Origin of the sequence: Variovorax humicola, assembly GCF_037889915.1 — a bacterium.
Taxonomy (GTDB): domain Bacteria; phylum Pseudomonadota; class Gammaproteobacteria; order Burkholderiales; family Burkholderiaceae_C; genus Variovorax; species Variovorax humicola.
The window spans coordinates 47,538-73,974 of sequence record NZ_JBBKZV010000019.1 but is presented as its reverse complement, the minus strand read 5'-3'; the positions used below and the strand labels follow the sequence as shown (position 1 = coordinate 73,974).

The following is a 26,437-nucleotide window of genomic DNA, read 5'->3' as shown; positions in this document are numbered from 1 at the left end:
CAATGTCCACCCATCCGCTCCTTGGGGCCATAGGTTCAAGGGGCAGGCTGCTTGCCCGAAGGGGAAGGCGGTTCGCCCAGGCTTCACTCTCGAGCCAACGCCCTGTCCCCCGACCTGGTGCTTGCGTGCCCGCGGCGTCGCAGTGATTGCGCCCATCGGCGCGCCGTTCAGAAGATGGCTTTCGAAAAGGAAGCAGCGTTGGTCGCGGCGACACCTTGTGCAATAGGCCAAACGGGAGAAAGGCAATCGGTGGCAATTTGGCTAAGGTCTGGCTGCGGGAGCCGACATGACCCACAGGAGAACGCTGTGCCGAAGACTCGCTGCCCCAAGACCTCGCAGACCCCAGCATTTGCTGTGCGCCCAACGTCACGCGATTGCACCTGAATCGCATCCTGCCGTCTGCCAGGTTTCCGCATGCCCGCCCCGATTCCGGCGTTGTCGCAGCGCCCGTCACATCGACGGCGGCTGAACGTCATTGCACTGTGGCTGTTCCTGATCTGCGGCGGCGCCATGGCGGAGCCCGGCCGCAACGTACTGGTCCTGTATTCCAACGGCAGACTTGTGCCCGGCAACGTCGAGGTCGAGGGCGCGCTGCGGGACGCGATCCACAGCACCATCGCAAGGCCGGTGCACATCAACAGCGAGTTCCTCGACCGCCCCGAGTTCGTGAGCGATGCGTACGAGCAGGTCATGACCAGCTACCTGCGCGACAAGTACGTCGAACATCGGCCGCATGTGGTCGTCGCGATCGGCCGGGACGCCCTGGATTTCATGCTGCGCCAACGCGGGCAACTCTTTCCGCGGGCACCGCTCGTCCACGCTGCAATGCTGGGCACCCTGCCGAGGGCGATCGGCAATCTGCCGATGGACGTGGTCGGCGTTCCCATCGAATACGACGTGCCTGCCACCATCGAACAGGCCTTGCGATGGCATCCGAAGGCCAGGCGGCTGCTCGTCGTCACAGGGTCGACGCGGCGCGACCGGGAGTGGGAGGCCATGCTTCGCGAGCGAACGGCACCCCTTCGCGACCGCGTGCAGATCGAGTTCGCCGCGGGCATGCCGACCGACCAGCTTGCACGTCGACTGGGCAGACTCGATCCCGACTGGCTGGTGCTGACGGGCGGCTTCTACCAGAGCGGCAACGACCTGTGGTTCACGCCGCGCGATTCGGCAGAGTTCATCGCGCAGGCCTCCGCGGTACCGGTCTATGGACTGCTCAGCACCTTCGTCGGCACCGGCGTCGTCGGCGGCCGTGCCCCGCGCTTCCAGACCGCGGGCGACCAGGCCGGTCAGATTGTCAATCGCCTGCTCGACGGTGAGTCGCCCGCATTGCTCGAGCTCCCGGCCGTCATGGCCAACACGCTGTTGGTCGACTGGCGACAGACGCGCCGCTGGGGCATCGCCGACGAGGACATCCCGATCGACGCAGTTGTTCAGTTCAGGCCGCCTTCGTTCTGGGAAACCTACCGCACGGCCAGCCTGCTGGGCGGGGCGGCCATTCTCCTGGAGACGGGCCTGATCGCGCTGCTCCTGTTCGAGCACCACCGCCGACTCAAGGCGGAGACCGCGCTCGCGCAGCGCGGGACCGAACTCGCCCACGCGTCGCGCCTGGCGATTGCCGGCGAACTCACCGCTTCGATCGCACACGAGATCAACCAGCCGCTCGCGGCGATCCTGTCCAATGCCGAGGCCGCAGAGCTCCTGCTCGAGTCCGGCCGCGTCGACCCCGGGGATCTCGCCAGCATCCTGGCCGACATCCGCCGCGACGACATCCGGGCCAGCGACGTGATCTCTCGGTTGCGAACGCTGCTGGCCCGGCAGGTCGGCACGCGCCAGCCGTTCGAACTCAACGCGGCAATTGCCGATGGATGCGAATTGCTGGCGGCCGAAGTGCGACGCCGCACCATGCGGCTCGCGATCCGGCCCAGTGCGAACCCCGTGCTCGTTGTCGGCGATGCGGTGCAGATCCAGCAAGTGCTCATCAACCTCGTGCTGAACGCGATGGATGCGATCGGCGACCGCCCCGAAGGCCGCCGCGCGATACGCGTGTCGACCGTCGAGCAACGCGACCTTGTCGAGATCAGGGTGAGCGATCGCGGCGAGGGCGTGGCCCCGGAAAACCTGGCCAGGTTGTTCGATTCCTTCTTCAGCACCAAGCGCCGCGGAATGGGCCTTGGCCTGTCGATCACGCGCACCATCGTCGACTCGCATGGCGGGCGGATCTGGGCAGTGAGCTCACCGGACGAAGGCACGACCTTCCACGTCGAATTGCCCAGGGTCGTCGAGGGCTGATGTACGAGCGTACGAGCGCATCGGGATGCACGGGTGAAGCCACCGCGTCGGCGACGCAATCCACCTCCGTTCGCAATCACCAGAAATGACATCGTGCCGCAAGCGGATCTCCGCGGTCGCACCGCGACCCACGCTCAGTTCCCGCTGCCGCGACTCCCGGCCTGCAGCATCAGCAGTGCTTTCTCCACGCTGAGCGAACCCGACACCTGGCTCGGCGGATAGTCCTTGAAAGTCGCGAGGAACTGGCTGACGATGCCCACCGCGGGGATCATGGTCCAGAGCTTCTCGCCCCACCAGCGTCCGTACGAGGCTCTCGCTCTGGTATCGCTCCCACGGGTCCTGCCGCAGGTTGGTCACGAGGGGCACGTTGGTCGAATCGGGCTTGCCGTTGAAGAGATTGCCCTCGATCGTCTTGAAGCTGACCTTCCAGGCGTTGTAGCGGATCGCCATCAGGTCGGCGTTGTCGCTGAAGTAGTAGAACTCGTGGCGCGGCGCCGGCGCTTCGCCCTTGAAGTAGGGCATGAAGTTGTAGCCGTCGAGATGGTTCTTGAAGGTCTTCTCGCCGGCCTTGTGACCTGTCAGGAGCTTCTCCTTGACGTCCGGATCGCCGGCGGCCGCCACCAGCGTCGGCATCCAGTCTTCCGCAGCCATGATGTCGTTGCAGATGGTGCCCGGCTTGATCACGCCCGGCCACTTCGCGACCATCGGCACGCGAAAGCCGCCTTCGAACACGGTGCCCTTCTCGCCGCGGAACGGGTGGTTGCCGCCATCCGGCCAGCTGAAGATCTCGGCGCCGTTGTCGCTGGTGAACATCACGATGGTGTCGTCCGCGATGCCTTCGTCGTCGAGCTTCTTCAGCAACTCGCCGACGATCCAGTCGAGTTCCATCATCGCATCGGCATAGAGGCCGAAACCGCTCTTGTCCTTCCACCTCTCGGACAGATGGGTCCAGACGTGGCAGCGCGTCGTGTTGTGCCAGAGGAAGAAGGGCTTGTCGGCCTTCGCCGAGCGGTCGATGAAGTCGACCGAGCGACGCAGCAGTTCGGCGTCGACGTCTTCCATGTTGAACTTGGCCGCAGGGTCCATGCCCGGGCCCGGCGGCAGCGGCCCCGCGTCGATGATCTTTTGCTTGCCGATGCGGCCCCAGCGCGGCTCTTCGGTCGCGTCATCGACATCGGTGGCGAAAGTCTCGATGACATTGCGCGGGCCGAACTTCTCGTGGAAGCCGGGCATCTTCGGGTATTCGCCGTCGTACGGCTCCTCCATCGCGTTGAGGTGATAGAGGATGCCGTAGAACTCGTCGAAGCCATGCACCGTCGGCAGGTACTCGTTGCGGTCACCGAGGTGGTTCTTGCCGATCTGCGCTGTCGCGTAGCCCAAGGGCTTGAGCAGTTCGGCGATGGTCGGATCCTTGTCCTGCAGGCCCTGTTTGGCGGCGGGCATGCCGACCTTGAGCAGGCCGGTGCGGAACGGCGTCTGGCCGAGGATGAAGGCGGCGCGCCCCGCGGTGCACGACTGCTGCCCGTAGTAGTCGGTGAACAGCGCGCCCTCCTTTGCGATGCGATCGATGTTGGGCGTACTGCCGCCCATCATGCCGCGGTGGTAGCAACTCAGGTTCCAGATGCCGACGTCGTCAGCCATGATCATGATGATGTTCGGGGGCTTGGTGGCCATGCATCTCTCCAGCGTGTGAGGAACCTTCAGCGGCGGATCGTGGCAGGACAAGCGGAGCGTGCAAATCAGGACAACGGGCAGTCGATTTGCCTCGAAGGGCAATCTGTCGCCCAACCCTGGACACGCGACTTCGCGGCATGCATAGTCGCGTTCCGACGTGCCATGAACGACCCATCCGCACCATCGTCAGCCACCGCGGCGCAAGCGCCCCGCGCGAAGTCCTCGGACGAACTTGCGCTCGAGCGCACCGACCTCGCGATCGATCGCACGGTGATGGCGGCGGACCGCTCGCTCATGGCCTGGGTCCGCACCGGGCTGTCGATGATCAGCTTCGGCTTCACGATCTACAAGGTCATCGAAGGCTTCGCCCAACAGGGCGGCCAGCTGCACAGCGCCAACATGGCGCGCAACGTCGGGCTCTTCCTGACGGGGCTTGGCACAGTGGCCATCGTGATGGGCACGGTCGAGTACCTGTATCGCCTGAAGGGCCTGCGCAAGGACCGGGCGAACCTGAGGATCCTGCAGCCCTCGCTCGTGATGGCGCTCATCATGTCGGTCGCGGGCGTGCTGATGTTTCTCGGCATCATCTCGCGGGTGCTCTGATGCACGAGCTTCTCGAACCCTTCATCCGCACCTGGGCGGACATCACGGATGGCAGCCACAGGCACGTGCCCCTGGCATTCCGCTTCATCCTGCAGCCCTGCGTGGCAGCCTACTTCGCCTGGCGTGCCGGCAGGCAGGACGCGCGCGAGGGCCGGCCGCTCTATTTCTGGGGCCTGCTCACGGACCCCGCCCACCGACCCGACGCGCTGCGGGAAGGCTGGAAGGACATCGGGAAGGTTTTCGTCCTGGCCTTCGTCATGGACTGCATCTACCAGTTCATCGAGCTGCGCTGGATCTATGTCGGCGAGGCCTTGATGATCGCGGCGCTGCTTGCAGTGGTGCCCTACCTCCTGGTTCGCGCGCTGACGCATCGCGTTCTCCGGTCCACCTGACCGGAGCCGGGGAAGCGGCATGGCCCGAACCTGCCATTGGCGGCGATGGGATGCCTCGGCCAGAATGGACCATCCACACCCTACTGCCGCGCATGAGCCTGAATCCGGTTGTCCACGTCGTCGACGACGACGACGCCTTGCGCGTCGCGTTGCTGCGCCTGCTCAACGCTTCGGGCCACGAGGCGCGTGGCTATGCATCGACCGGTGAGTTCCTCCTGCATGCGCTGCCGCCGGACCATGCCGGCTGCCTGTTGCTCGACGTCAACCTGCCCGGCCCGTCGGGGCTGGAACTGCAGGAAGTGCTGCTGCAGCACGGCTGCACGTTGCCGGTGGTCTTTCTCACCGGCCGCGCCGACGTGGCGTCCGGCGTGCGGGCCATGAAGGCGGGCGCGGTGGACTTCCTGCAGAAACCCGTTCACCGCGAGAGCCTGCTCGCCGCCCTCGAGCGGGCGCTCGCGAAGGATGCCGCCCAGCGTGCCCTGCGCGACGAGTCCCGGGAACTTCATGCCCTGTTCGCCAGCCTGACGACCCGCGAACGCGAGGTGTTCGACCTGGTGATCGCCGGCAAGCTCAACAAGCAGATTGCCGACCAACTCAGGACCAGCGAGCGCACCGTCAAGACGCACCGAGCACAGTTGATGCTAAAGCTCGGCGCCGACTCCGCAACGGATCTCGGCGCCCTCGCAGAACGGCTTCGCCGGACCGGCTGATCCCTTCCCTTTCGGGCAAATGCGCTGCCCGTCGTCCCGATTGCCGCACCTCGGGCCGGGTGCAACCATCTCGCGACCGCAGCCGGATCACGCAGCGCTGCAACCGCAGGGATCGTGCATCCATGCCACCCGAGGAGCGAGTTCAATGAGCAGTCGACAGAAGATTTCCGGGCGCGTCGCGAACATGGCGTGGTCCGTACTCGTGGCCGCGACGCTCGTCGCGCCGGCGCGGTCGCAGGTCGTGACGGGCGAGCTGGGCGCGCCCAGCGCGACGACGACCATCGAAGGCCGGCAACTCCCCGCGCCGCCGCTCCCGTTCGGCGGCGTGATCAAGCCGAACGCCACCGAATCGAAGACCTGGTGGCCACCGCGCGTGGTGCCGCCCAAGGGCGCACCCAACGTGCTGCTCATCATGACCGACGACCAGGGCTACGGCGTGAGCGGCACCTTCGGCGGCGTCATCCCCACACCGGCACTGGACAGGATTGCCGCGACCGGCCTGCGCTACACCCAGTTCAATTCGACCGCGCTGTGCTCGCCGACGCGCGCCGCGCTGATCACCGGCCGCAACCATCACTCGGCCGGCTTCGGCGTGATCACCGAACTCTCGACCGGCTACCCGGGCTATGACTCCATCATCGGCCCCGACAACGCGACCGTCGGCCGGATGCTCAAGGACAACGGCTATGCAACCTCGTGGTTCGGCAAGAACCACAACACGCCCTCCTTCCAGTACAGCGTGGCCGGCCCCTTCGACCAATGGCCTTCTGGCATGGGCTTCGACTACTTCTACGGCTTCATGGGCGGCGAGACCGACCAGTACACGCCCTACCTGTTCCAGAACAACCGGCAGATCCGGCCCTGGGTCGGCAAGCCGGGCTACCACCTGACCACCGACATGGCCGACGAAGCCATCGGCTACATGAAGCAGCTCGACGCGGCCGCACGCGACCAGCCCTTCTTCCTGTACTACGTGCCGGGCGGCAGCCACTCCCCGCACCAGCCCACGCCGGATTGGATCGCCAAGTTCAAGGGCCAGTTCGACAACGGCTGGAACGACCTGCGCGAGCGCATCTTCGCCAACCAGAAGCGCCTGGGCGTCATCCCCGCCGATGCCAAACTGACCGACTGGCCCGACAGCCTGCCCAAGTGGGACACGCTCACGGCCGACCAGAAGAAGCTCTACGCCCGCCAGGCCGAGGTCTTCGCGGCCTACACCGCCTACACCGACTACGAGATCGGCCGCGTCATCCAGCAGGTCGAGGACCTGGGCAAGCGCGACAACACGCTGATCATCTACATCAGCGGCGACAACGGCACCAGCCCCGAAGGCACGCTGAGCGGCACGCCCAACCAGTACACCTCGTACAACGGTGTGCTGGACTTCCCCGTCGAGGCGCAGTTCAAGTTCTACGACGCATGGGGATCGGCCGCCACCTATCCGCACATGGCGGTCGGCTGGTCGTGGGCCTTCGACACGCCGTTCAAGTGGACCAAGCAGGTGGCATCGCACTTCGGCGGCACGCGCCAGGGCATGACCATCTCGTGGCCGGCCCGCATCAAGGATGTCGGCGGCGTGCGCAACCAATTCCACCACATCATCGACATCGTGCCGACGATCCTCGAGGCCTCGGGCATCAAGGCACCGGAAATGGTGGACGGCATCAAGCAGAAACCGATCGAGGGCGTGAGCATGGTCTACACCTTCGACAGGGCCAATGCCAACGTAGCCACCACGCACAAGACCCAGTACTTCGAGATGGTGGCGAACCGCGGCATCTACCACGACGGCTGGTATGCCAACACGACGCCGCCGCACGGGCCGTGGATCCTGAATGCGCCGATGCCCAAGCCGGACGACTACAAGTGGGAGCTGTACAACCTGGCCAAGGACTATTCGCAGGCCAACGACCTGGCCGCGCAGATGCCCGACAAGCTCAAGGAGATGCAGGCCATCTTCGACCAGGAAGCGAAGAAGTACCAGGTGCTGCCGCTGAACAACGACACCTTCGCACGCGCATCCGCACCGCGGCCCAGCACGACCGCGGGCAAGACGGTCTTCACCTATTCGGGCGTGATGGCGGGCATTCCGCTGGCCAATGCACCGAACGTGCTGGGCAAGTCCTTCTCGATCACCGCGGACGTCGACATTCCCCAAGGCGGCGGCAACGGCATGCTCGCCACCGCGGGCGGCCGCTGGGGTGGCTGGGGTCTCTACATGCTCAACGGCAAGCCCGTGTTCGACTACAACATGCTGATCCTGGCCCAGTACCGCAGCGAAGGCCCTGACGTGCTCGCGCCCGGCAAGCACACGATCGTGTTCGACTACACCTACGACGGGCCCGGCATCGCCAAGGGTGGGAGCGGCGTGCTGAAGGTCGACGGCAAGGTCGTCGCCAACCACAAGCAGCCCAACTCGATCGCCTTCCTGCAGGTGGCCGACGAATCCTTCGACGTGGGCAGCGACACACGCTCGGGCGTGAACGACAGGGACTACCAGGTGCCCTTCGCGTTCAACGGAAAGATCGACAAGCTGACCGTCAAGCTCGGGCCATCGCAACTGACCGCTTCGGACCAGAAGACGGTCGCCGAGAGTGCGGCCAAGGCGAAGGACTAGGCGAGCGCTCCAGCCCCTGCCACCCTGCCAGCCCACACACGCGGAAGCCATGCAGCGCAACCCCTTCAACCGGCTGGCCGCGCTCCTGGCGTTCGCCTGCATCGTCGAGTTCGTTGCCGGCCTGGCCATGCTGGCGACGACCGCCTACGCCGTGCGCTTGCTGCTTGGCGCAGAAGCCGTTGGCGTGGCGCTGGCCATGGGCCGCGCGTTCGGCATCGCCATCCTCGCGCTCGGATTGGCCTGCTGGCCGAGCGGTCGCGAAGCATCGGCCGCCGGTCGCGCATGGCGGGGAATGCTGGCCTACAACGCCATGGTCGCTTCGTGCCTCGCCTGGCTGGGTTTCGCGCACGGAGGCGGCTTGCTGCTGTGGCCGGCTGTGGGCCTGCATGCCGCAACGGCCCTGCTGTTGATCCTGGCGGCCCTTCACGAGGACCGGCAATGACGATGAAAGAAAGGGCAGCGCAATTGTTCATCCACGCTTCGGCCGCCTTGCTGGTGCCCCAGTTCAGGTACGCCGGGCTCGGGTTCAAGTTCCGAGTTCGGGCCGCGGCTGCAGCGCGGCCGCCAACGTCGGAAACAACAACACACTCAGCAATGCGGCACCAACCAGGGCAGACGAGACATCTGCGCTCATCGACCCGGTGCGCGCACCGATCTCGCTGATCACCACGATGATCGACAGCGACGGCACCGCAGAAGACAAAGCGAAGGGCAGCGCCTCGCCCTTGGCAAGCTGGCCGCGATAAAGAAATACAGGCACACCCCGCACCACCAGGAACAGCGCGACGAATGCCGGCACCAGCAGCATCGTCGTGCTGTCGCGTGCGAGCGCCGTGATGTCGAACTTGATGCCGGTACCGACGAAGAAGAACGGATAGAACCAGGCGAAAGAAAGTGTCTCGAGCTTGTGGCGCAGGGGTTCGCCGGCCGGCCCGCGCGTGGCCTGCCCGACCACCATGCCTGCGGCGAATGCGCCCAGGATGCTCTCGAAGCCGAAGGACTGCGCGATCCACAACATGGTTCCCAGCAGCAGCAGCGAAAAGCGCACCGGCATCTGCGTGCTGCTATTCAGGTGTCGCTGCAGCATGGCCTGAAACCTCGGCGGCCGCGTCTGCAGGCCGGCGACGATCGCGGCCCCGACGATGCCCAGGAAGATCAGCAGGAAACCGACCTCCTTCCAGCTGCTGTACTGGGTGGACAGCAGCACCGACATCGCGACGATCGGCGCCACCTCGCCCATGGTGCCTGACGCCATGATGAGCCGGCCGAACCGAGAGTCCATCCGTCCGTCATCGCGCAGCGTGGGCACCAGCATGGCGAGCCCGGTGGTGCAAAGTGCCAGCACCGTCATCATCGGTGCGTCGACGCGTGGCGCGACGTGCATCGCTCCCACCACGGCAAGGCCGACCACCACCGACAACACCCAACCGCCGATCCCCAGCACCAGTGGCTTTCCCCTGATCGCGCCGAAGTCCAGTTCCATGCCGGCCATCAGCAGCGTGGTGGCCATGCCGAAGGTGAACATGTGCAGCACGAAGCCCTCGAATTGCGCGAGGTCCAGGACGTGGGGACCTATCAGGATTCCCAGAAGCACCTCGAACACCACCACCGGCACCTTGAACCCGATGGGGATCTCGCCGAGCAGCGGCGCCAGCACCGATGCGACTAGGACCCAGAAAACCGGGATGTGGTTCAAGGCGCGACTCCAGTGGCGTACCGCCCGATGGTGCGCTGGAGCGGGCCGGCGCGACATCGGGTCCGAGGGCAGGCCCCGCTTCCCTTTCGGGCAGTCGAACTGCCCGCTGCCCCGGTTTCGCGGCACCGCTGTACGCGCAATGATAGGGCGCAAGTGCCGCATTGCATCGCGCGCGCAAAGGAAGGCCACCCATGAAGCTCCTGACCCGACACCTGGCCCAGGCCGGCGGCATTTGACCCTCCACGGTCGCAACGGCCTTCTCGATGAATCCGACTCCCAGCGGCGCCGTACTCGTGGTGGACGATGACGACAGCATGCGGCACGCCATCGAGCGCCTGCTGCACGCCGTGGGACTCGGCACGCGAGCCTACCCATCGGCCGAAGCGTTGCTGGCCGAAAGTCTCGTCGAAGGCGTCGCCTGCATCGTCAGCGACTTTCAGTTGCCCGCAATGTCGGGCCTCGAACTCCTGGCGGAGTTGCGCGCGCGGGGTAACCGGACGCCGGTGATCGTTGTCACTGCGCACGACACGCCGGCGCTGCGCCGGGAGGCGATCCGACGTGGCGCGTCGGCCTACCTGGCCAAGCCCTTTCGCGGCAGCGACCTCCTCGCTGCGATCAAGGCGGCAGGCCCATCGGCGTCCGCATCGCCGACGTGAAAACCCGCGAGACCGACTCGCTCGATCTCGACCGAGATGTACTGCCCCGGCTTGATCCATTCGGCCGGCGTGGCACCACCCGCCATCACGACCCAGCCTGCCTGCATCGGTTCCGCGGCGGCGGCCGAGAGGCGCGCCGCCGCAAGGAGGGAACGCAAGGGATGCTCGAGGATCTCGGTGACGTCGCCAGCGAGCGGCTTCTTCAGAACGAAGGCCGGTTCCGGGTCGACGCGCGGATGCACGAAGCGCCTGAAGCGGATCGGCGTGCCCTCCTCCACCTGCATGCCGCTGGTCAGGCGGCAGAAGAATCGCCGTAACTCTTAGTCGGGCCGATGCGGCACGAAAGCGTCGGCGCCCGGCAGGTATTGGCCGGTACGCTGGCGTGGATCGCGATTGACCAGAGGCCGCGCAAACATGGGGTGCGTCATGCTCCGCACCTCGTGCTCTACCTGGAAGCACGGCGCCCCGCCGTGCGGATCGACGATGTCCATGAAACGGTATTGGTGCTGGTTGCTTTCTTCGGTCACGAGTCCCAGCGCGTGAAGGCGCCGATGCGGCCCGGAGAAATCCGCCACGTAGATCTGGATGTGGTGACCGTCGTAGGCCGGGAGCGCATCACCGGTTTCGCAGAAGATCAGCCATTGGCCGACGCCGACTTGCACGCGCGCCTGCCCCGCAGACGATTGCGCAGGCGCGCCGAACACTTCACGGTAGAAACGTGCGATGCCCGGCGTGCTGCCGACCGCCACATCGAAGACGAGTTCAACAATGCCCAGTTGCGTCGCACCGAAGCGTGCCGGGTCAGGCTCGTAGAACTCGAGCCGGTTTCCCCAAGGGCTGCAAACCTCTACGCGGCCAGCGTTCGAATCATCGAAAGAAAACTCCGTGCCGCGCAACGCCTGCTCGACCTGGCGCAAGCGCGTGATCAATTCATCGCGTCCGGGCATCACCAGCCGCACCGCGCCGCGGAAAAGCTGGGCCGGGCCGTGTGGCAAGTGGAACTGCGTGCGCCCGATGTTGGCCCACATGTTCTCCACGCCGGTGTTGAGATACGGGTCGCGCGTCAGCCCCAGCGCCGTGATGTAGAAGCGTGTGGCGAGCAGCTGGTCGGGCACCGTCAGGTTGACGTGCTCGAGGTGAACGATGTTGCCGATGTCCTCGGCGCTGCGGTCGGGCAAGGTGACGTTCAAGGTGCAGTTCCTTCGAATCCAAAGAGACGCATTGGCGTTTCTCACAGGACATCGCGCCGGGCAGCGTCGTTCGGCAGGTGGGGCAGTTTCATACGGCTCCGTTCAGCAGGGTCCGGCGCCTTCTGCCCCGTGCCGGCGAACCATAGGCGCCTTCCTCCATGCTGTCCATGGCATGCGCGAAATGGCCTGCATTCCAGTTCGAAAAGGATCTCGACGACGACACCGACGGCGGCTCCGCGCTGCTCCGCATCAAGTTGCTGCGCCTTTTCGACCTGCTCTACAGCGTCACGCGCACCGCCGAGCAGATGGGGCAAAGCGGTCAGCAACTGGCTGGGTCGGCTGCGCGAGCAACTGGGAGATGAACTCTTCGTTCGGATCGCTGCCTGCATGCGAACGCCGCTGCGGGCGCCGCAAGCCGGCGCAGCGATGTCAGCGCTTCACGCGCAGGAATGACGAGTTCTTCCGCGCGCGGGGTCGCCTGCACGTTCGATCCCTCCAGCACAACGCGACGATTCCGCATCTGCATGACCGATGCAAGCCACATCACGCTGTTGCCGCCACTGCTCGCGCATGTGCGTGCGGTCGCCCCGGGCGTCCGGCTGGAAGCCGCACGACTTGACGACGAGACTGCGCAGGCGCTGCAGTCGGGCCAGGCCGACCTGGCCATCGGCCTGGTGCCCTGGCTCGAATCCGGCTTCTACCAGCAGGCGCTGTATCCGCAGGACCGGGTTTGTCTGGCCAATGCACGCCACCCGCGCGTGGGGGGCGCAAAAGGCCTGAGCTTGCGCGACTACAAGTCAGAAGCACACATCGGCACCGTGGGTGGCACCGGCGTGCAACTGCTGGACGGTGCGTTGGCAAGGCATCAGATCGAGCGCCGGTTTTTGCTGGAGTTGCTGCATGGGAGCAGGAGGCTTGTTGAATCGCGGACCGGGATCGGAGCCGAACCCTCGCGATCGGATGTCTCCTCCACCCCATTTTGGTGGATTTGTCCACGCGGCCTTGCGTCCCGGATTTTTTGGCGCAGTCCCGGACCGCGCGTTGTCGGCGGCCCGCCCGACGGGACATGGAAGCGCGAGCTTCGGGAAGTGCCCCGTTGCCTCTCGCATCAAAGTGCGCGCCCTATGACCCGTTGGTTGAACCGGAGCGCCTGGCGTCGTCCAGTTCCATCGCGGCCTGAACGATCGGCTTCGCCCATGCCGGCGTTGCCGCCAATACGTGCTGGTCGTGCGGATCGGGGAACAGCAGCACGCCACCCTTCGCCTCCAGCACCAGGACAGGGTCCGGAATATCCTGTCCCGGTAGCGCTTCGATGCTGTTGTCAAAGACCTGCAGGTGCGCCAGATGCGGCATCAGATGGATCAGGTTGAGCCGCGAGGCCACCCAGCGCTCGCGGATCTTGGCTTCGGGTATGTCATGGCCGCCGTGGGCGACTCTCACGCGAACGCGCTCGATGTGCATCTCGGGGCTGTTCAGGCCGCAGAAGAGCACCACGACATCGTGGCTGGGCGCCGCGTCCCTGAGCAGAGCCGGAATCGTGTTGGCGCCCAGCGTGGTCTCGAACGCGTGGTTGCTCCCCTTCGCGATGGCTGCTTCCAGCAGTTCCTTGCCGTGCTGCCAGGCGCGGACATTGGCCTCTTCCGCAGGCATGCCCGCCTGCGCGAGTTCGCGCGCGAAACTGTCCGGGTTGTACCAGGCGAGCCCGTGACCGGCCACCATGGCGCCGCCGACCGAGCTCTTGCCGGCCCCGTTGACGCCAGCCAGCACGAACAGGAAAGGCCGTTGGCGCGCGGGCCCCGCCGTCACCATCAGTACGAGGCGCCGACCTTGGGTCGCTGACCCAGTCTCCCGCGGGAGGCGAGCAGTGCGCCGACCTTGTCCTGGGCATCCGGCATGCGCAACACGGCGAGTCGCGCATCGAATCGCGAGGCCAGCTCATCCAGCATTCCCTGTTCTCGCGCCTTGATGGTTGCCAACGCATCTGTCACTTGCCGATAGGTTTCGGCGTCGATCAGCACCATTTCAACGTTGGAATGGTTGGTGATGGCCACGCTGCCGGTCTGGTGAACCTGGCGAACGATGTCGCCCCACTTGTTCCTCACCATTGAGGTGTTGTGGCGCGGCAGATCGGCGAGTTCAGCAAGATAGGGCATATTGCTACCTTTATGGCAATGTTGGCATTATGCCGCGATTATCCATTGACTGCTGTTGCCGAAGGTAGCGAGTCCAGTAGCGGCGGAAGCTGGGGAACTGTGCCGGCGGTCGAGGGATTGATGGGGCTTGGCAATTCAGCTTGCGCCGCCCCAACGGCCATCCCCGCGCGCCCCGCCGCATCTGCCGGCAGCTACGCCGACGTTGTTTGACGCGACGCGTGGCCCAGGTTGTCGCGCACCACCTCCAGCGGCAGCGCTTGCCGGCCCCCACGGCCCTGTAACGCGTGCGCACCGTGGGTCCGTCTAAGCCAGTGAGCGCTCGCTTTCCTAAGATGACTTGCGTCGATGGGGTCCAGATCGGCGGCCAGCCGTTGCAGGAGTGCCTTGATGGCTTTGGCGAGACCGGAGGCCGACCATGCGCGCGATGGCGGACCGGCTGCGCCGTGACGCGCCAGGATCGGCACCGCCGCCACGGCGGGACTTCGAACGCTCGACCCGAGACCGTTGCGCACCAGTTCCGCATTCAGTTCGGCCACGAGCGATGACGGGACCGGCACCTGCCGCTGCCGGCGCCGCCCCGTGCCTTCGATCGAGAGTCGCCAGCCGCGGTCCATTGCCTCGTCTTCTTGGGCAGGATCGACATGCGCCAGATCGCCGCACCGCGCGACGGTGATCTCCGACAGCCGAAGCCCGGTCGCGTAGATCCACCGCAGCGCCCGTGCCAGCCGCCGAGAGGGTTCGGTATCGGGCAGGTCGGAGAGCAGTGTCTCCAGTCGGTCCCACTGTTCAAAGTTGAGGGTGCGATTCGCGGCCGGCGTGCGTCCGACCGCCGGTGGCGATGTCACCTCTGAGAAGGGGTTGCCGACCACATAGTTCTGGCTCGCCAGGAAGCCGTACAGGGCTTTCAGCACGGTCATGGCATGGCGCTGCGCCGCCAGCGACAGAGGACCTTCGAAGGGACGCCACTGGGGCGACCAGCGCTGATGGTGGCGCGGCCCGCACCAGGCAGGCGGCGGGTTCGCCAGAAATGCGCTGTAGGCGACGGCGTCTTCGGGGGACAGCGACGACAGCGACTTGGCTCGCACCAGCACGCTCCATAGCAGCAACCGCTCGGCCTCCTTGCGGTAGGCGCGCTGCGTGGCGGACAGGTTGGGCGAACGCGAGCCGGGTCCCCCCTCGCACGGGCCGGCGCCGGCCTTCGCCGCCAACCAGGCGTGGAGCGCCTCGTGGTCGTTGCGCGCGGCGATCGAGCAGCGCTCCGGCGGCGCCCGGTATCGGCCGGCGCGGCCATCCAGTTCAGGCGGAATCCGAAACTTCTCCAGCGGCACCATCGCGGTGGCCGGCGCCACGGCAGCGGCACGCACATGCGCGGGAACGGAAAAGTGCGGCACGGCGACATGGGCGTGCAGGCGCAGTCCGGGCACATGCGCTTGATTCCCCAGCCATGCCATGACACGGGCGGCCTTGTGCGCGCCCACGCCCGGAACCTGTCGCCACCAGCGTGCGCCGACGCGGTTGATATGTTCGACCAACGCCGACAGCGTCGCGAGGCCGGTGCGCTGAAGACGCGTCGCCACCGCGGGGTTCAGCCAGGCCGAGACGTGGTCGCCGGGACGAGGGTCCTGCGCGACGTGCGACTCCAGCCAGCGCAACGCCTCGAGTTGATGGGCAATGACCCGCGCACGCTGTGTCGGACGCCCACCTCCGGCGCCCGGCCGGGCTGCTTCCGGGAACGCCTCGGCGTAGGCTTCGGCCTGCTCGGCCGCCGAGAAATCTTCCAGTCCCCGTTCGGCCGCGAAGTCCTCGAGGCTCGGAAGGCTCCGCCCCGCGTCGAAGCGCTCGGGATCCAGGCGGATCAGGCGGGCCGTTCCGGGACGCGCTTCCCGCAGGGCGGCGCTTGCGAAGACGTCGCGAATCCACGCGATGGTGTTGCGGATCGTGCGCAGGTCGGCCGTTTCACCGTGGCCGCGCAAATAGCGGTTCCAGCTTTCCCTCTCGTCGAGGCCCTGGAGCAGGGCCCGCATGAAGGCGAAATGCCCCCGGTGCAGCTGGTGGGCCGGACGAACGCTCACCGCTCAGCCGATCGAACGCTCGCGAGCGGCGCACGCGTCGCCGGATTCACGCAAACATCGGCCACGGTGCCGCGCCCCTCTGTTGCCGACCGCCGCCATAACTGCCGCCAGGCACGCCGGGGCGCGTCGGGGATCCACGGCGGCAGGGGCCTCGCGTTGGCTGGCCCTTCGCCGACGCCGTTCGACCTCCAGCGCATGGCCGATGCCGTAGGAGGCCTGCTTGTCCTCGCGCAGCGCTCGCGCGCGCCACTCCGTGGCGAACGCCTCGAATCGAGGCATGGGCGTCCTCCTGGAATGAAGGGTCGGAGGACGGCAGTGTGCGGAAGTGAGACGGCAAGGTGACTATTTTGGGGGCCGGCGAGCCCGGGCCAGCCGAATGATAGCCGTACTTATCATCCGTGTCATTTTTTCATCGCAGAATCGACATTCTGGCGGTATTGAAAATAAAGCACTTTGAAATCAATAAGTTAGCGAGTCTTTGGAAGAATGATGACGAGAACTGCACGCTAACTCGACGCGCTTGAGGTATGCAACGTAACTTGCTGCCAACACAGGCGAGCGTGTTGGACAGAGGCACCGAGCAGGCTGGCGCCGAGCGCGCGGAATCGCCGCCAAGTCCTACGCTTGCTTTTTGCGGATGTTGCGCTTTGGCTTTCGGCGATGCGGGACGAGGATTGCGACGCGGCTCGATGCTTGCGTTGCCGCGACCCAGCGCCTCCTGGCCGGACGTGAAGCGAGTCACGCCGAGAACAGGGCACAGCCCACCGCTCGCAACGATCCCGCATCGCACTCAAACGTGGTCAGGCAATAAATGATCTTCGCGTCTTGACCACGACACAGATCTACCAGTTGAGGCGCGTTCAAGTGGGGGCGAGCTTGGCGGCGACGGCCGCAAGCATCACTGAGTGCATGTGTTCCATCATCCCGGCGATCTTCCGCGTCTGGGTCTCATATCTTCAAGTGTTTGACGCCGGAGTGGTTTGTTGATTTACGCACAGGAGGCCTTTCGAGGATTCAGGGATTGTTGCCAGAAGGGGGTTCCGGAACCACCCTTGCTTCAACGATGAAATAGCGTTTGAAGTGGCTGCCGCCCGAAGCGTTGGCCCACCCGGGCCGGCACCGCATACCGCCGTCGCGACATAGGCCTGCGCACGACTGCCGATGTCCAAACCGTGGAGCAACGCCAGCGTCCTCGGCGTGCGCATCCTGTGTCCTCCGCACCGCAGTTCGACGGGGTCGTCAGATCGCGTGGCGGCGTATAAAAGAAAGACCAGGTGGAGGATCCAGCTGGAGGGTTCGTAGTTCGCGGGCACCCGTGCGCTCACGGCGCGGACCACCAGCGACGCGCCGGGGGATTCCGGAACCGCCCTCCGCGCGCGCCAGCTGGAACCACCGTCGACGTGCAATGCAGCAGGCCGCAACGCAATAGCGAGGGAGGTCACGACGTCCTCCACAACTCCGCTGCCTGCATGGCGCTGCATGCCCCGGCATCACTTCGGGTCGGCGCGATTGCGGGAGCTCCTAACCATGCCCCTGGCGGCAGCGAAACGGACCATCTCCGAACGTGCAAAGAGTGGTGGTTCCGGAAACACCCCTACCGTGCATGCATGTTGGAACCAGGAAGGACGTACCGCGCCGCATGCCGCAATGTAATCGCGACCAGAGGTCGCGCCATACTCCGCTGACTCCAGGGATGCGACGCGGCCGGCGACTTCGCTCTGGGTCGACTCGACAGAGATAGCTCCCAGCCATGCTCCTAGGGTGCCGGCGTACGAGCCATCGCCGCGCGAAAACAGGGGGTGGTTCCGGAACCACCCCACCGTGCATTCATGCTGGAACCACGAGGGACGTGCCGCACGGCATGCCGCAATTCGATCGCCAGCAGAGGTCGCGCCCATACACCGCTGACTGAAGGGATGCGACGCGGCCAAACTTCGCTGCGGGTCGAGTCGACGCATGCGACGCCCAGCCATGCTCCTGGGGCGCCGACGAACGATCCATCTCCGCGTGGAAAAAGGGGGGGTGGTTCCGGAACCACCCCAGGCGGGTACGTTTGTTGGAACCACCGGGGAGGTGCCATGCCACATGCCGCAATCCCATGGCGAGTAGGGGCCACGTCCACTCTCACATACTGCGAGGATGCGCCGCACCGCGGCCGACGTTGTTACGGGGTACTCAGTGCCGTACGTGAAACGCGCAGGCGGCACCCGGGCCATCCCCGAGCGGGCAAAAAAAAGGGTGGTTCCGGAACCACCCCCTTTTTTGTCTCAGTCTCCACGCGCTAAATGCTGCGGACAAATGACTCCGCCATCTGCGCCAGCGCCGCCTGTTGCGCCGCCGAAAGCGGCAGATGAACATGCAATGAAGCGCGACCCACCGCATCGAAGCGCAACGTGGCGGCCTTCTTCCCGTTGACCATGAAAGTCTGGGGCTCGACAGTTGCAGCAACCGCTCCGCCGGGCGCCGGTTCCACCAGGTACGCCAGGACCGCCTTCGGGCCACGTGGCCCGCGATGGGCCTCCATCTCGGTCGCCCGCTTCATCAGGCCCGCCTCGTCCTCCTCCATCGCCTTGTTCAGCAGTGGCGCCCAACGCAATTGAATGTCCAGGGGCGTCGCAAACGCGGCGACCACCGCATCAGGCAGCTTTGCGAGCGCCAGTGACTTGCCCAGATTGCTGGGATCGATACCCAATGCCGTGGCCAACTGGCGATTGGAGGCGAACAGCCCCTGGTCCAGCGCCTTCAGATACATGACGCCCTGCTCCCACGGCGACAGATCGGCACGCTCCCGGTTTTCGCGGTCCATCTCCACAAACAGGGTCCGGTCGTCCAGGTTGTCGACAACCGCCAGCACAGGCAGGCCGAGTTGTCGGCAGGCCTCATGGCGCCGATGACCGAACACGATCTCGTACGCCACGCCCTCGCCCGACTTGGTCGGCCGCACCTTGATCGGCTGAACGTTGCCGCCCGCCTCCATGATCTCGCGCTTCAGCCGCTCGAAATCCTCTCCCAGGAAACTGCTCTCATGGCGGTTGGCATACCGGCTGCGCCCGATCTGTGCCGCATCCAGCAGGCGCGCGGGCTTCGCGCCATCCCAACCGCGCAAGTCGTCCACGGCCTCGGCCAACTCGGCCTCGAGTTCGGATGTCCGCGCCGCTCGTACCCGCAGTTCCTCGTTCTCTCGCAGCAACTCGGACCGCGCGTCGTTGGCATGCGCCATCATGGCACCCGGGGCCGTCTTCGGCGGCTTGGCCTCCATGCCGCTCACAACAGTGGCCGGCGCCATCAGTGATGCGAAATCGATCTTCGATGCTTTGTCTCTGAGGCCCATGTCACGCTCCTGATTCGAGGGTATGGCGATCATCGAGCTGGCGCGCCCAGACGGCTTCGATCTGCTGTTCGACCAATTCGCACATCCGATCGTAGGCGTCGCGCGCCCGGGCAAAGGTCTTCGAGTTGACCGAGCCACGCGGCAGGTCGTAGACGGTACCAAACTCAGCACTGGCTGTCGCTGCCACCGCCGTCTTGGGAATCTCGATCGGAAGCACCTTGTCGCCGTAGCCTTCGAGCACCCACTGGCGTACGACCGAACTCGCCGCGTCCGAGGCCTCGACGCGCGACAGCAGCACGTCGATGAATTCGAAACTCTTGTTCTTGCCGCGGCTGCGGATCAAGCCGTTGCAGAGGTCCGAGAACAGGTCCCAGAATTGGGCCGAGCTCGCGAAGTCGAGCGCCGACGGCGGCAGGGGCATGATCACACCATCGGCAGCCATCAAAGCATTGATGGTCGCGTATGAGAGAGAGGGCGGCGTGTCGACCACGATCACGTCGTACTGTTCACGGGTCGCATCCAGGCCGCGGTCCAGCACCCGCCAGAACTCGAAACCGGCGTCCTTCGACTGCCGAGCCGGCAGGATGAATTCGGCGTTGTAGAGCAGAGGGGCCGCACACACCAGGTCGATGTTGGGCCAGTAGGTCGTGCGGATCGCGTACTGCAGACTCTCTTCGTCCCCGCTGAAAAGCGGCATGGCGGTGTGCTCGACATCGACTTCGGCGTCCGGCAGCACGCCGAACAGCGTGGTGGCAGAACCCTGGGGATCCAGATCGACCAGCAGCACGCGGTGGCCGCGCATCGACAGCCCCTGCGCCAATGTCACTGCGGAAGTCGTCTTTGCCACGCCGCCCTTGAAGTTCGCGACTGTGATCGTGATGCCGGCAGCACCTTCCGGGCGCCGATGCGAAGCCCGGAAATCCCGGCTCCACAGTTGAGCCTCCGCCATCGTCCATTCACGCCGATTGCCATGAATGAAGCCCGCAGGCAAGTCGCCGCGCGTCAGGCGATACGCGATCTTCGCCTTGTCGACGCCGCACAGATCTGCCAGCTGTGCCGCGGTCAGGTTGGGTGCGAGCTTGGCGGCGGTGGGCGCAAGCATGGCCGAGCGAATGTGATCCATCATTCCGGCGATCTTCTGCGCCTGGATCTCAATATCCTCGAGTGTTTGGCGCCGGATGGTTTGTTTGATGTCCACGCAAGGAGCTTTCGAAGTTTCAGGGTTATGCGATTATGCACAGCACCTCTTGAAAATCGAAGAACCTCGGCCCGCTTATCCCGTGTCCGCGTCTACTTTACCTTCCCGGATTCGAAGAATATTCAAAATCTTCAAGAAGTTAGCATTTTCGAAAAATTGATTTTCTTCTTTTAAATCAACAAGTTAGAAGATAGATTTCGCGCAAAGCGTCCGTGATCTACGCGAAAGCGTCCGCACTTTACTCGCAAGCGTCCGTGCTTTTCCCAGCAAACGTCTGCATCTTCTCCAGCGCTTCGCCGCTTGTCCACAGCCTTGCGCAAACGCCCGCCTAAAGGGCGTTTTGGCGGCGATGCAGCGAGTGTCCGCGGTTTACTCGGGGTGTCCTGATCGCGTGTTCGGCATGCGGGCAGCCGAAACGTCCGTGATTTACTCGGCCGGACGGAGGGTTGCCCGATTCCGGATCCGGCAAAGTGTCCGTGCTTTACTCGGCTATACAAGGCTCGCCCCCTATCGCAAACGTCCGCGCTTTACTCGGACGCGAGGCGGGTCGTGGCCTGGTTTGCGTCCAAGCCTGCTTGGACATATCATTGCTGCCATGACTTCGAGCGACGCCGGTGCAGTGAGCGTCCCTGCCAAAGGGCAGGGCAGCACTGATTCGCTCGAATTGCGCAAGCCCCACGAAATGGTGGTGATGGTGCCGCGTTCTGCGCGGGTCACCCTGACCGCACGGCGGATCTATACGGTGCTGCTGCAGGTGTCGCAGGCGCGGCTCGGGTCCATGCAGACGATGCCGCTGGCCGACTTCCTGTTCGAGGCGCCGCTGGCCACGATCCTGCGGACCACGGGATCGGATGCGTCCGACCGCACTGCTGCCAAACGCTATCTCGGCGAGATGCGCAGCCTTGAGGTCGACTGGGAGTCGACGGCACCGGGTGATGGCGTGAAGTGGCGCGGCTTCTCGATGCTCTCGGAGGTCGCGCTCGAAGTGCGGCGTGGCGAGACCTGGGTCAGTTGGTCGTTCCCACCGTCCATCATGTCGGCCCTGCGCGAACCGTCGCGCTGGGCGCGCATCGACCTGGACATCCTCGCGCGCCTGGGCACCTACGCATCGGTGGCGCTTTACGAGATCTGCGCGCGCTACCGCGAGAACCCCGGCGGCGTGACCAGCCGGAAGCCCGTGAGCTGGTGGACCGACGCTCTCAGCAACATGCCCGGCGGCGACCGTCGCGAGTGGCGCAAGTTCAAGAACGAGCGCATCAAGGAGGCAGTCGACGAGATCAACCAGGAGACCGATCTCGAGATCGAGCTGATCGAACACCGCCAGGGACGCACGGTCCACGAAGTGCAATTTGCCGTGCGCCGGCGCAGCAAGGTCGCGGCGATCCGCACCGGTGCGCAGGCCCCAGTCGACGCCAACCTCGCACTGCGGGCGGAAACGCTCGGCATCCGGGAAATCAAGCTCGACGGCCTGGTCAAGGAATACGGCGACGCGCTGGTCCGCGAAAAGCTCGAGGCGCTGGAGCGGAGGGCTGCCAACAGCAGCTTGCGCGTCGTCGACAACGCCTATTCGTATCTCCGCTCGCTGCTGCGCAACGACGGCGCGGCGCCAGCACCGGCCCCCACCGTGGGAGCGTTGCTCGCCATCGCGCCAGCCGACGCGCCCGCGGCACCCGCCGCGGTTCCAATCGCGCCGCCCGCCGACCTGGTGGGTGAACGGATTCGCGCCATGAAGCGGGAGATCGAGGCCTTGGCGCCCGCCGAGCGCCAGGTTTGGGTGGATCGCGCCCTGCAGCAGTTGGCCGCCAAAGGACTGCTGACTGGCGTCATCAGCCGGCGCGCGACGCAGGGCGACGTGTTACACGGCCTGTTGGGCTCGGTCATCGCCCACGCGTACGCTGACGCCACCTATGGCCCAGGCTGGAACGACGTTTCTGTAGTTTGAACGTGGCTCAGATGCAACGCGTAAGTTAGCGCTGTCTTCGATTGCCTCAGTTGCGTCGAAATTCGTGACGCTCGCCTTTCGGCGCAAGGCGGACCGCCAGCGAAAAAAGGACAGCATTTCCCAGGTCCATCGCTGCGACTGCGGGTTTGCCATCCATCAACTCGCAGTGTCAATGCGGGGAGCCGCTTCCAGCCGATGACCCGCACGGTGGCCGCACGTCCCAAGGGCGAGGGCCGACACGGCGAGAGATCGAATGGAGAAGAGAAAGCCGCCTCCGACTTTGGCGGATGACACCGCAGTCCACGCGGCCACGTCACCGGGCATTGGGGCGATACCCTCGGGACCATCGAGGCCTGAACCGACCACGTTCGCCGCATTCGGAATAGGGCATCGATCCTCGAGGCTGAGATCTCCCGCGTGGCCCGGACGGGTTGGCGGGGGTGCCTCATCGACTGACGAACAAGGAGGGCCCTGAAGTTGGCAGGAAATCGAAGTGCCTTCAAGCGCGGTCCTCAAGGCCGCTGAAACCAGACTCCCCGGCCTCCCACAGGTGAATGCCATGCAGAGGTGCATCGACTGGTGCGCTGACCCTTGTCCTCACCTGTCTTCACCTTTTGCAAGGCGCGGCGCTCTTTCTCACGCGCATTCGCCCCGCGCGTGCATCAAAGCTTGCCGCGGCGATCGGGCGATTTGTCACGGGCGGCGGACGTGCCACGGTCAAGGTCCACAAGCAGGCCCGGAACGGTCGGCAACCGCATGGCCTCGACCTTCGTGTATGTCTGCGTGTCGGTTGCAAAGCGCATCTCGAAGGTGCCGATACGAATCGCATCGCCGTCGGCGAGCACTTGGCTCTGGACTCGCTCGCCGTTCACAAAAGTGCCGTTGCTGCTGCCGAGGTCCTCTATCGTGACGAACGCGGGAGCCACCACGATACGAGCATGCATGCGGCTTGCGCTGGTTGACTCCACGTCGATGTCGTTCTCGGCACCGCGTCCGATGGAATTGGCGTTCGACTTGAGCGGGATCTCCGCAGGGCCGCCGTTCGGAGCCTGGATGATCAACTTGGGCATGAAACAACTCCTGCAAAAGAGGAGCGGGCGTGTCGCTTCCCCACGGTCCGGAATATAGTGCGGCCGAAAGCTGCGGGCTTCACGCCTCGCGATCCTCGAACCCATAAGCGCCTTCCCCGTAAGTTTCGTCGCCAAAGCGCACATTGCGCTCGGCGATCTCGCGATCGATCATCGGATTGTCGGGGATCCATTGCCCGTCAGTCAGCGTCGCTCGGCGTCCTGCTGCCGGCACGACGCGCTCGTCACGATGGCCCTCGGCGGCGAGATCCTACGGGGGCGCGTTGATTGCACGGTTAGCCTTCAAGGCGGTTCCCTGCCAGAGGGGATCGAGCCATTCAGACCCGACGCGAAACATCATCATGCACACGCTCAGCCTTTGGGAAGTCGACCTGCTTTCCTTCCTCGGCCCCGACACGCCGGTCGGGGCCCTTGTCTAGCTGGCCGTGTTCATCCTCACGGCTCTGATCTTGTCACGCGGCCTATCGGCCGCGGTGCACGGGGCGATGTCGCAACGCGAACACCTCGACCGCACAACCATCAACTTCGTCCAGCAGTTGGCCTCGGCGCTGATCTGGGTGCTGGCATTGATCCTGTATGCCCACCTCATTCCGGCTCTTCGGTCGATGGGCACGGCATTGCTCGCTGGTGCCAGCGTGGCCTCGGTCGTGATAGGCCTGGCTGCGCAAAGCGCTTTGGGAAATCTGGTGGCAGGCGTGGCCATCACGATCTATCGGCCGTTTCGGCTGGGCGACACCTTGCAGGTCGCCGCGTCGAGCGGCACCGAGATCGGCGCGGTAGAAAACATCTCGCTCGGCTATACCACCTTGCGAGCTTGGGACGGACGGCTGGTGGTGCTCCCCAACAGCGTCGCGGCCAGCCAGGTCACCATCAACCTCAGTGCCAACACCACGCCCTTTCCGATGAAAGTGCAGATCGGCATCCACCGCGATGCGGACATCGAAGCGGCTTGCTCGCGGGCGATCGCTGTGGCGGCCGACGCCCTGGGTCCCCAGGCGGTCGGGGCCTGCGTTCTGACCCGGATCGATGGCACGGCAGCGCAACTGGAACTGCACTTTCGCGCCGACGAAGGCAAGGGCATAGAGGCCACGCGATCGAAGCTCCTGACCCGGCTCGCCGCGGGCTTTGCCGGCGATCCTGCATGGGGACCGGCACCGGGGCCCACGCTCTCGTGAGCCGACCGGCTCGGATCCTGACGCGAAACCGGCCCTCGATGAGGGCGATCATCGCTGTTTGCCGCCGTTCGATGAGGGGGTCCGGTTTCCTGACGGTGCTGCCTTACGCAGCGGTGCAGATCGATCATCCGTGCGCCCGCAGCATCTTCATGAATGTGATGCCATTGCGCTGGCCCTTGTCCTCGTCACAGTTGTTGAAGATCAAATGCGTGTTGCGCACCTTGTACGCCAAGCCCACCACCTCGATCGCAAGCTCCTTCAACTCCTGGTCGGAGTAGTCGTAGTCGAAGCGCTCGGCCGCCGACGATGCGCCCCGGGTGTTGTACGTCTCGGTGTTGCGCCCATGCAGCCGCACCAGCGCGTACTCGGCGTGGGTCGCCTCGGCCAGCATCGGCACGCTGTTGGCGAAGCCCTGCGGGCCGTCCACCACCGTGTTGACGGCCCGCAGGTCGCGCAGGAAGGCGAGGGTGGAGGCCGCGCGCTCAGTGCCTTCCCACCACGAGCGATGCCGGAACTCGATGCTGCAGGTGTGGCCTGCCATCTGCTCCACACAGTGCGCGACGTGAGCATGGCCTTCGGGATTGCACTGCAGCCAGGGCGGGAACTGGAAGTGCACCAGGCCAAGCTTGCCCGCCGTCTTCAGCGGCGCGATGGCGTCGATGAAGCGGCGCCAAAGTTCTGTGCGAATTTCGAGCGGCGTGCCGCCGTAATAGAGGGTGCGGGTTGAGCCCAGTGCGTCTTTGACGTCCTTGTGCAGCACCTTCGGATCGGTCTGGTGACCGGTGAAAAGCCGGAACGCCTTGATATTGAAGACGAAGTACTCGGGAGTCCGCTCGCCCCAGTTGCGGGCGTTGGCAGGCGCGGGGATCGCGTAGTAGCTGGAGTCCACCTCGACCAGCGGAAACTGCGACGCGTAGAAGCGCAATCGCGCCTCGGGCGTCTTGCAACTGGCCGGGTAGAAGCGCCCGCAGTCGATCAGCGTCTTGTCAGTCCAGGAAGCGGTTCCGACCAGGATGCTCATGCCCGGATGCTACCGGGCGAAGCCACTGCGCCGCGGCTTCGTGCGGCGGCAGTGCACGCAGCCGCGGGTCGCGCGCGATCTCGTCGGCCACAGCCTCCAGCTCGATTGGATCGACCGTGCGCCAGTGCTGCTGCAGCCGGTGCGCGCAGGCGGCGATCCAGATGTCGACAGGCTTTGAGTCCATGCACACAATGGTACTCAAATACTGGATGTTTGCACAGTGTTTGCCGTCGTCTACCGTTGCCGCCGGTAGGATCTATTGCTGGATCGCGACTCGATTGCAGCCGACCCTGTCCGTGGCGAGTTGCGCATGGAGCGCAAGGGCATGAAGCGCATCGCCGTACTGCTCGATGCGGACGGCGAGCGCTACCTGCTCCCGGTGCTCGACAAGGTACGACAGTTGGCCGTCAACGATCGCGGCATGCTGCTGACGGGCATTGAGATCTACCCGCTGGGCAGCAAGGCTCCGCAGACGTGGTGGTGCTTGCTGGGTGGTTCCAGCGACAAGTGTCCGAGTTCGTGCATCCCGGACCGTGATGCTCTACCGTCGAAAACAGGTGCGACAGAAATCGGTCCAGCTTGGCGGTAACGTCGTTCATCTCATCCTGTCTGTGATCGGCCGAAGCG

At 65.2% G+C, this 26,437-nt stretch carries 23 protein-coding genes and 2 pseudogenes; 11 read left to right on the top strand and 14 right to left on the bottom strand.

The genetic code is table 11. The features are described from left to right. The first annotated feature begins 414 nt into the window (after nucleotides 1-414). On the top strand, nucleotides 415-2,292 hold the full coding sequence (locus WKW80_RS24345) for a sensor histidine kinase (protein ID WP_340366146.1): 1,878 nt from the start codon (nucleotides 415-417) through the stop codon (nucleotides 2,290-2,292). Here WKW80_RS24345 and WKW80_RS24340 read toward each other — a convergent pair. After that, the gene (locus tag WKW80_RS24340) at nucleotides 2,236-3,966 is read right to left on the bottom strand and encodes an arylsulfatase (protein WP_340366145.1); all 1,731 of its coding nucleotides are present in this window, start codon (nucleotides 3,964-3,966) and stop codon (nucleotides 2,236-2,238) included. The two genes, WKW80_RS24345 and WKW80_RS24340, sit on opposite strands and share 57 nt — an antisense overlap. Nucleotides 3,967-4,128: 162 nt before the next feature. Between WKW80_RS24340 and WKW80_RS24335 the strand changes: the two genes are divergently transcribed. The 5 genes from WKW80_RS24335 (at nucleotide 4,129) to WKW80_RS24315 (ending at nucleotide 8,730) form a co-directional block, all read left to right on the top strand. Continuing rightward, nucleotides 4,129-4,569 (top strand): YidH family protein, encoded by a 441-nt coding sequence (locus WKW80_RS24335; RefSeq protein WP_340366144.1) that lies wholly within the window; start codon nucleotides 4,129-4,131, stop codon nucleotides 4,567-4,569. After that, the gene (locus WKW80_RS24330; RefSeq protein ID WP_340366143.1) at nucleotides 4,569-4,961 is read left to right on the top strand and encodes a hypothetical protein; all 393 of its coding nucleotides are present in this window, start codon (nucleotides 4,569-4,571) and stop codon (nucleotides 4,959-4,961) included. Before WKW80_RS24335 ends, WKW80_RS24330 begins: the two co-directional genes overlap by 1 nt. Before the next feature lie 92 nt (nucleotides 4,962-5,053). Further along, complete coding sequence (locus tag WKW80_RS24325; RefSeq protein WP_340366142.1) at nucleotides 5,054-5,671, top strand: response regulator transcription factor; 618 nt, start codon at nucleotides 5,054-5,056, stop codon at nucleotides 5,669-5,671. Between the two features lie 145 nt (nucleotides 5,672-5,816). Next, a complete protein-coding gene (locus WKW80_RS24320; RefSeq protein WP_340366141.1) occupies nucleotides 5,817-8,288 on the top strand; it encodes an arylsulfatase in 2,472 nt (823 codons plus the stop codon). A 49-nt stretch (nucleotides 8,289-8,337) separates the two neighbouring features. Further along, on the top strand, nucleotides 8,338-8,730 hold the full coding sequence (locus WKW80_RS24315) for a hypothetical protein (protein WP_340366140.1): 393 nt from the start codon (nucleotides 8,338-8,340) through the stop codon (nucleotides 8,728-8,730). An 84-nt stretch (nucleotides 8,731-8,814) separates the two neighbouring features. Here WKW80_RS24315 and WKW80_RS24310 read toward each other — a convergent pair whose 3' ends face one another. Then, nucleotides 8,815-9,984 carry a cation:proton antiporter gene (locus tag WKW80_RS24310; protein WP_340366139.1) on the bottom strand — a complete coding sequence of 390 codons (1,170 nt, stop codon included), beginning with the start codon at nucleotides 9,982-9,984 and terminating at the stop codon, nucleotides 8,815-8,817. Nucleotides 9,985-10,247: 263 nt separating this feature from the next. On the opposite strand from WKW80_RS24310, the gene WKW80_RS24305 reads away from it, so the two are divergent. Further along, a complete protein-coding gene (locus WKW80_RS24305) occupies nucleotides 10,248-10,640 on the top strand; it encodes a response regulator transcription factor (protein ID WP_340366138.1) in 393 nt (130 codons plus the stop codon). On the opposite strand, the pseudogene WKW80_RS24300 reads toward WKW80_RS24305, so the two are convergent. Then, nucleotides 10,634-10,939, bottom strand: a pseudogene (locus WKW80_RS24300) (hypothetical protein); the annotation flags it as partial. The gene WKW80_RS24305 and the pseudogene WKW80_RS24300 overlap by 7 nt on opposite strands. A 21-nt stretch (nucleotides 10,940-10,960) precedes the next feature. Further along, a complete protein-coding gene (locus WKW80_RS24295) occupies nucleotides 10,961-11,830 on the bottom strand; it encodes a VOC family protein (RefSeq protein WP_340366137.1) in 870 nt (289 codons plus the stop codon). Nucleotides 11,831-11,997: 167 nt separating this feature from the next. Here WKW80_RS24295 and WKW80_RS37415 point away from each other — a divergent pair. Further along, a pseudogene (locus tag WKW80_RS37415) lies at nucleotides 11,998-12,726 on the top strand (LysR family transcriptional regulator); the annotation flags it as partial. Between the two features lie 226 nt (nucleotides 12,727-12,952). Here WKW80_RS37415 and WKW80_RS24280 read toward each other — a convergent pair. The 6 genes from WKW80_RS24280 to WKW80_RS24255 all read right to left on the bottom strand — a co-directional run bounded on the left by WKW80_RS24280 (nucleotide 12,953) and on the right by WKW80_RS24255 (nucleotide 20,584). Then, nucleotides 12,953-13,597 carry an ATPase gene (locus WKW80_RS24280; RefSeq protein WP_340366135.1) on the bottom strand — a complete coding sequence of 215 codons (645 nt, stop codon included), beginning with the start codon at nucleotides 13,595-13,597 and terminating at the stop codon, nucleotides 12,953-12,955. Nucleotides 13,598-13,638: 41 nt separating this feature from the next. Beyond that, the gene (locus WKW80_RS24275) at nucleotides 13,639-13,983 is read right to left on the bottom strand and encodes a type II toxin-antitoxin system prevent-host-death family antitoxin (protein ID WP_340366134.1); all 345 of its coding nucleotides are present in this window, start codon (nucleotides 13,981-13,983) and stop codon (nucleotides 13,639-13,641) included. Between the two features lie 191 nt (nucleotides 13,984-14,174). Beyond that, complete coding sequence (locus tag WKW80_RS24270; protein WP_340366133.1) at nucleotides 14,175-16,007, bottom strand: phage integrase family protein; 1,833 nt, start codon at nucleotides 16,005-16,007, stop codon at nucleotides 14,175-14,177. A 51-nt stretch (nucleotides 16,008-16,058) separates the two neighbouring features. Continuing rightward, nucleotides 16,059-16,334, bottom strand: coding sequence for a hypothetical protein (locus WKW80_RS24265; RefSeq protein ID WP_340366132.1), 276 nt, complete (start codon nucleotides 16,332-16,334; stop codon nucleotides 16,059-16,061). Nucleotides 16,335-18,336: 2,002 nt separating this feature from the next. Beyond that, on the bottom strand, nucleotides 18,337-19,386 hold the full coding sequence (locus WKW80_RS24260; protein ID WP_340366131.1) for a ParB/RepB/Spo0J family partition protein: 1,050 nt from the start codon (nucleotides 19,384-19,386) through the stop codon (nucleotides 18,337-18,339). Between the two features lies 1 nt (nucleotide 19,387). Then, nucleotides 19,388-20,584 (bottom strand): ParA family protein, encoded by a 1,197-nt coding sequence (locus WKW80_RS24255; RefSeq protein WP_340366130.1) that lies wholly within the window; start codon nucleotides 20,582-20,584, stop codon nucleotides 19,388-19,390. 421 nt (nucleotides 20,585-21,005) lie between these two features. On the opposite strand from WKW80_RS24255, the gene WKW80_RS24250 reads away from it, so the two are divergent. Beyond that, nucleotides 21,006-22,526, top strand: a complete 1,521-nt coding sequence (locus WKW80_RS24250) for a replication initiation protein (RefSeq protein WP_340366129.1) — start codon at nucleotides 21,006-21,008, stop codon at nucleotides 22,524-22,526. A 662-nt stretch (nucleotides 22,527-23,188) separates the two neighbouring features. On the opposite strand, the gene WKW80_RS24245 is transcribed toward WKW80_RS24250, so the two are convergent. Continuing rightward, nucleotides 23,189-23,596, bottom strand: coding sequence for an FHA domain-containing protein (locus WKW80_RS24245; protein WP_340366128.1), 408 nt, complete (start codon nucleotides 23,594-23,596; stop codon nucleotides 23,189-23,191). A 79-nt stretch (nucleotides 23,597-23,675) separates the two neighbouring features. Beyond that, nucleotides 23,676-23,828: a hypothetical protein gene (locus WKW80_RS24240; protein WP_340366127.1), complete on the bottom strand. Its 153-nt coding sequence runs from the start codon at nucleotides 23,826-23,828 to the stop codon at nucleotides 23,676-23,678. Between the two features lie 235 nt (nucleotides 23,829-24,063). On the opposite strand from WKW80_RS24240, the gene WKW80_RS24235 reads away from it, so the two are divergent. Next, entirely contained in the window at nucleotides 24,064-24,789 is a 726-nt protein-coding gene (locus WKW80_RS24235) for a mechanosensitive ion channel family protein (protein ID WP_340366126.1), read from the top strand. 124 nt (nucleotides 24,790-24,913) lie between these two features. On the opposite strand, the gene WKW80_RS24230 is transcribed toward WKW80_RS24235, so the two are convergent. Both WKW80_RS24230 and WKW80_RS24225 read right to left on the bottom strand, forming a co-directional pair. After that, a complete protein-coding gene (locus WKW80_RS24230) occupies nucleotides 24,914-25,810 on the bottom strand; it encodes a DUF72 domain-containing protein (protein ID WP_340366125.1) in 897 nt (298 codons plus the stop codon). Beyond that, a complete protein-coding gene (locus WKW80_RS24225) occupies nucleotides 25,776-25,994 on the bottom strand; it encodes a hypothetical protein (protein WP_340366124.1) in 219 nt (72 codons plus the stop codon). The genes WKW80_RS24230 and WKW80_RS24225 overlap by 35 nt, the downstream gene beginning before the upstream one ends. 141 nt (nucleotides 25,995-26,135) lie before the next feature. Here WKW80_RS24225 and WKW80_RS24220 point away from each other — a divergent pair, with 141 nt between their 5' ends. Further along, nucleotides 26,136-26,399 carry a hypothetical protein gene (locus WKW80_RS24220; protein ID WP_340366123.1) on the top strand — a complete coding sequence of 88 codons (264 nt, stop codon included), beginning with the start codon at nucleotides 26,136-26,138 and terminating at the stop codon, nucleotides 26,397-26,399. Nucleotides 26,400-26,437: the final 38 nt, after the last annotated feature.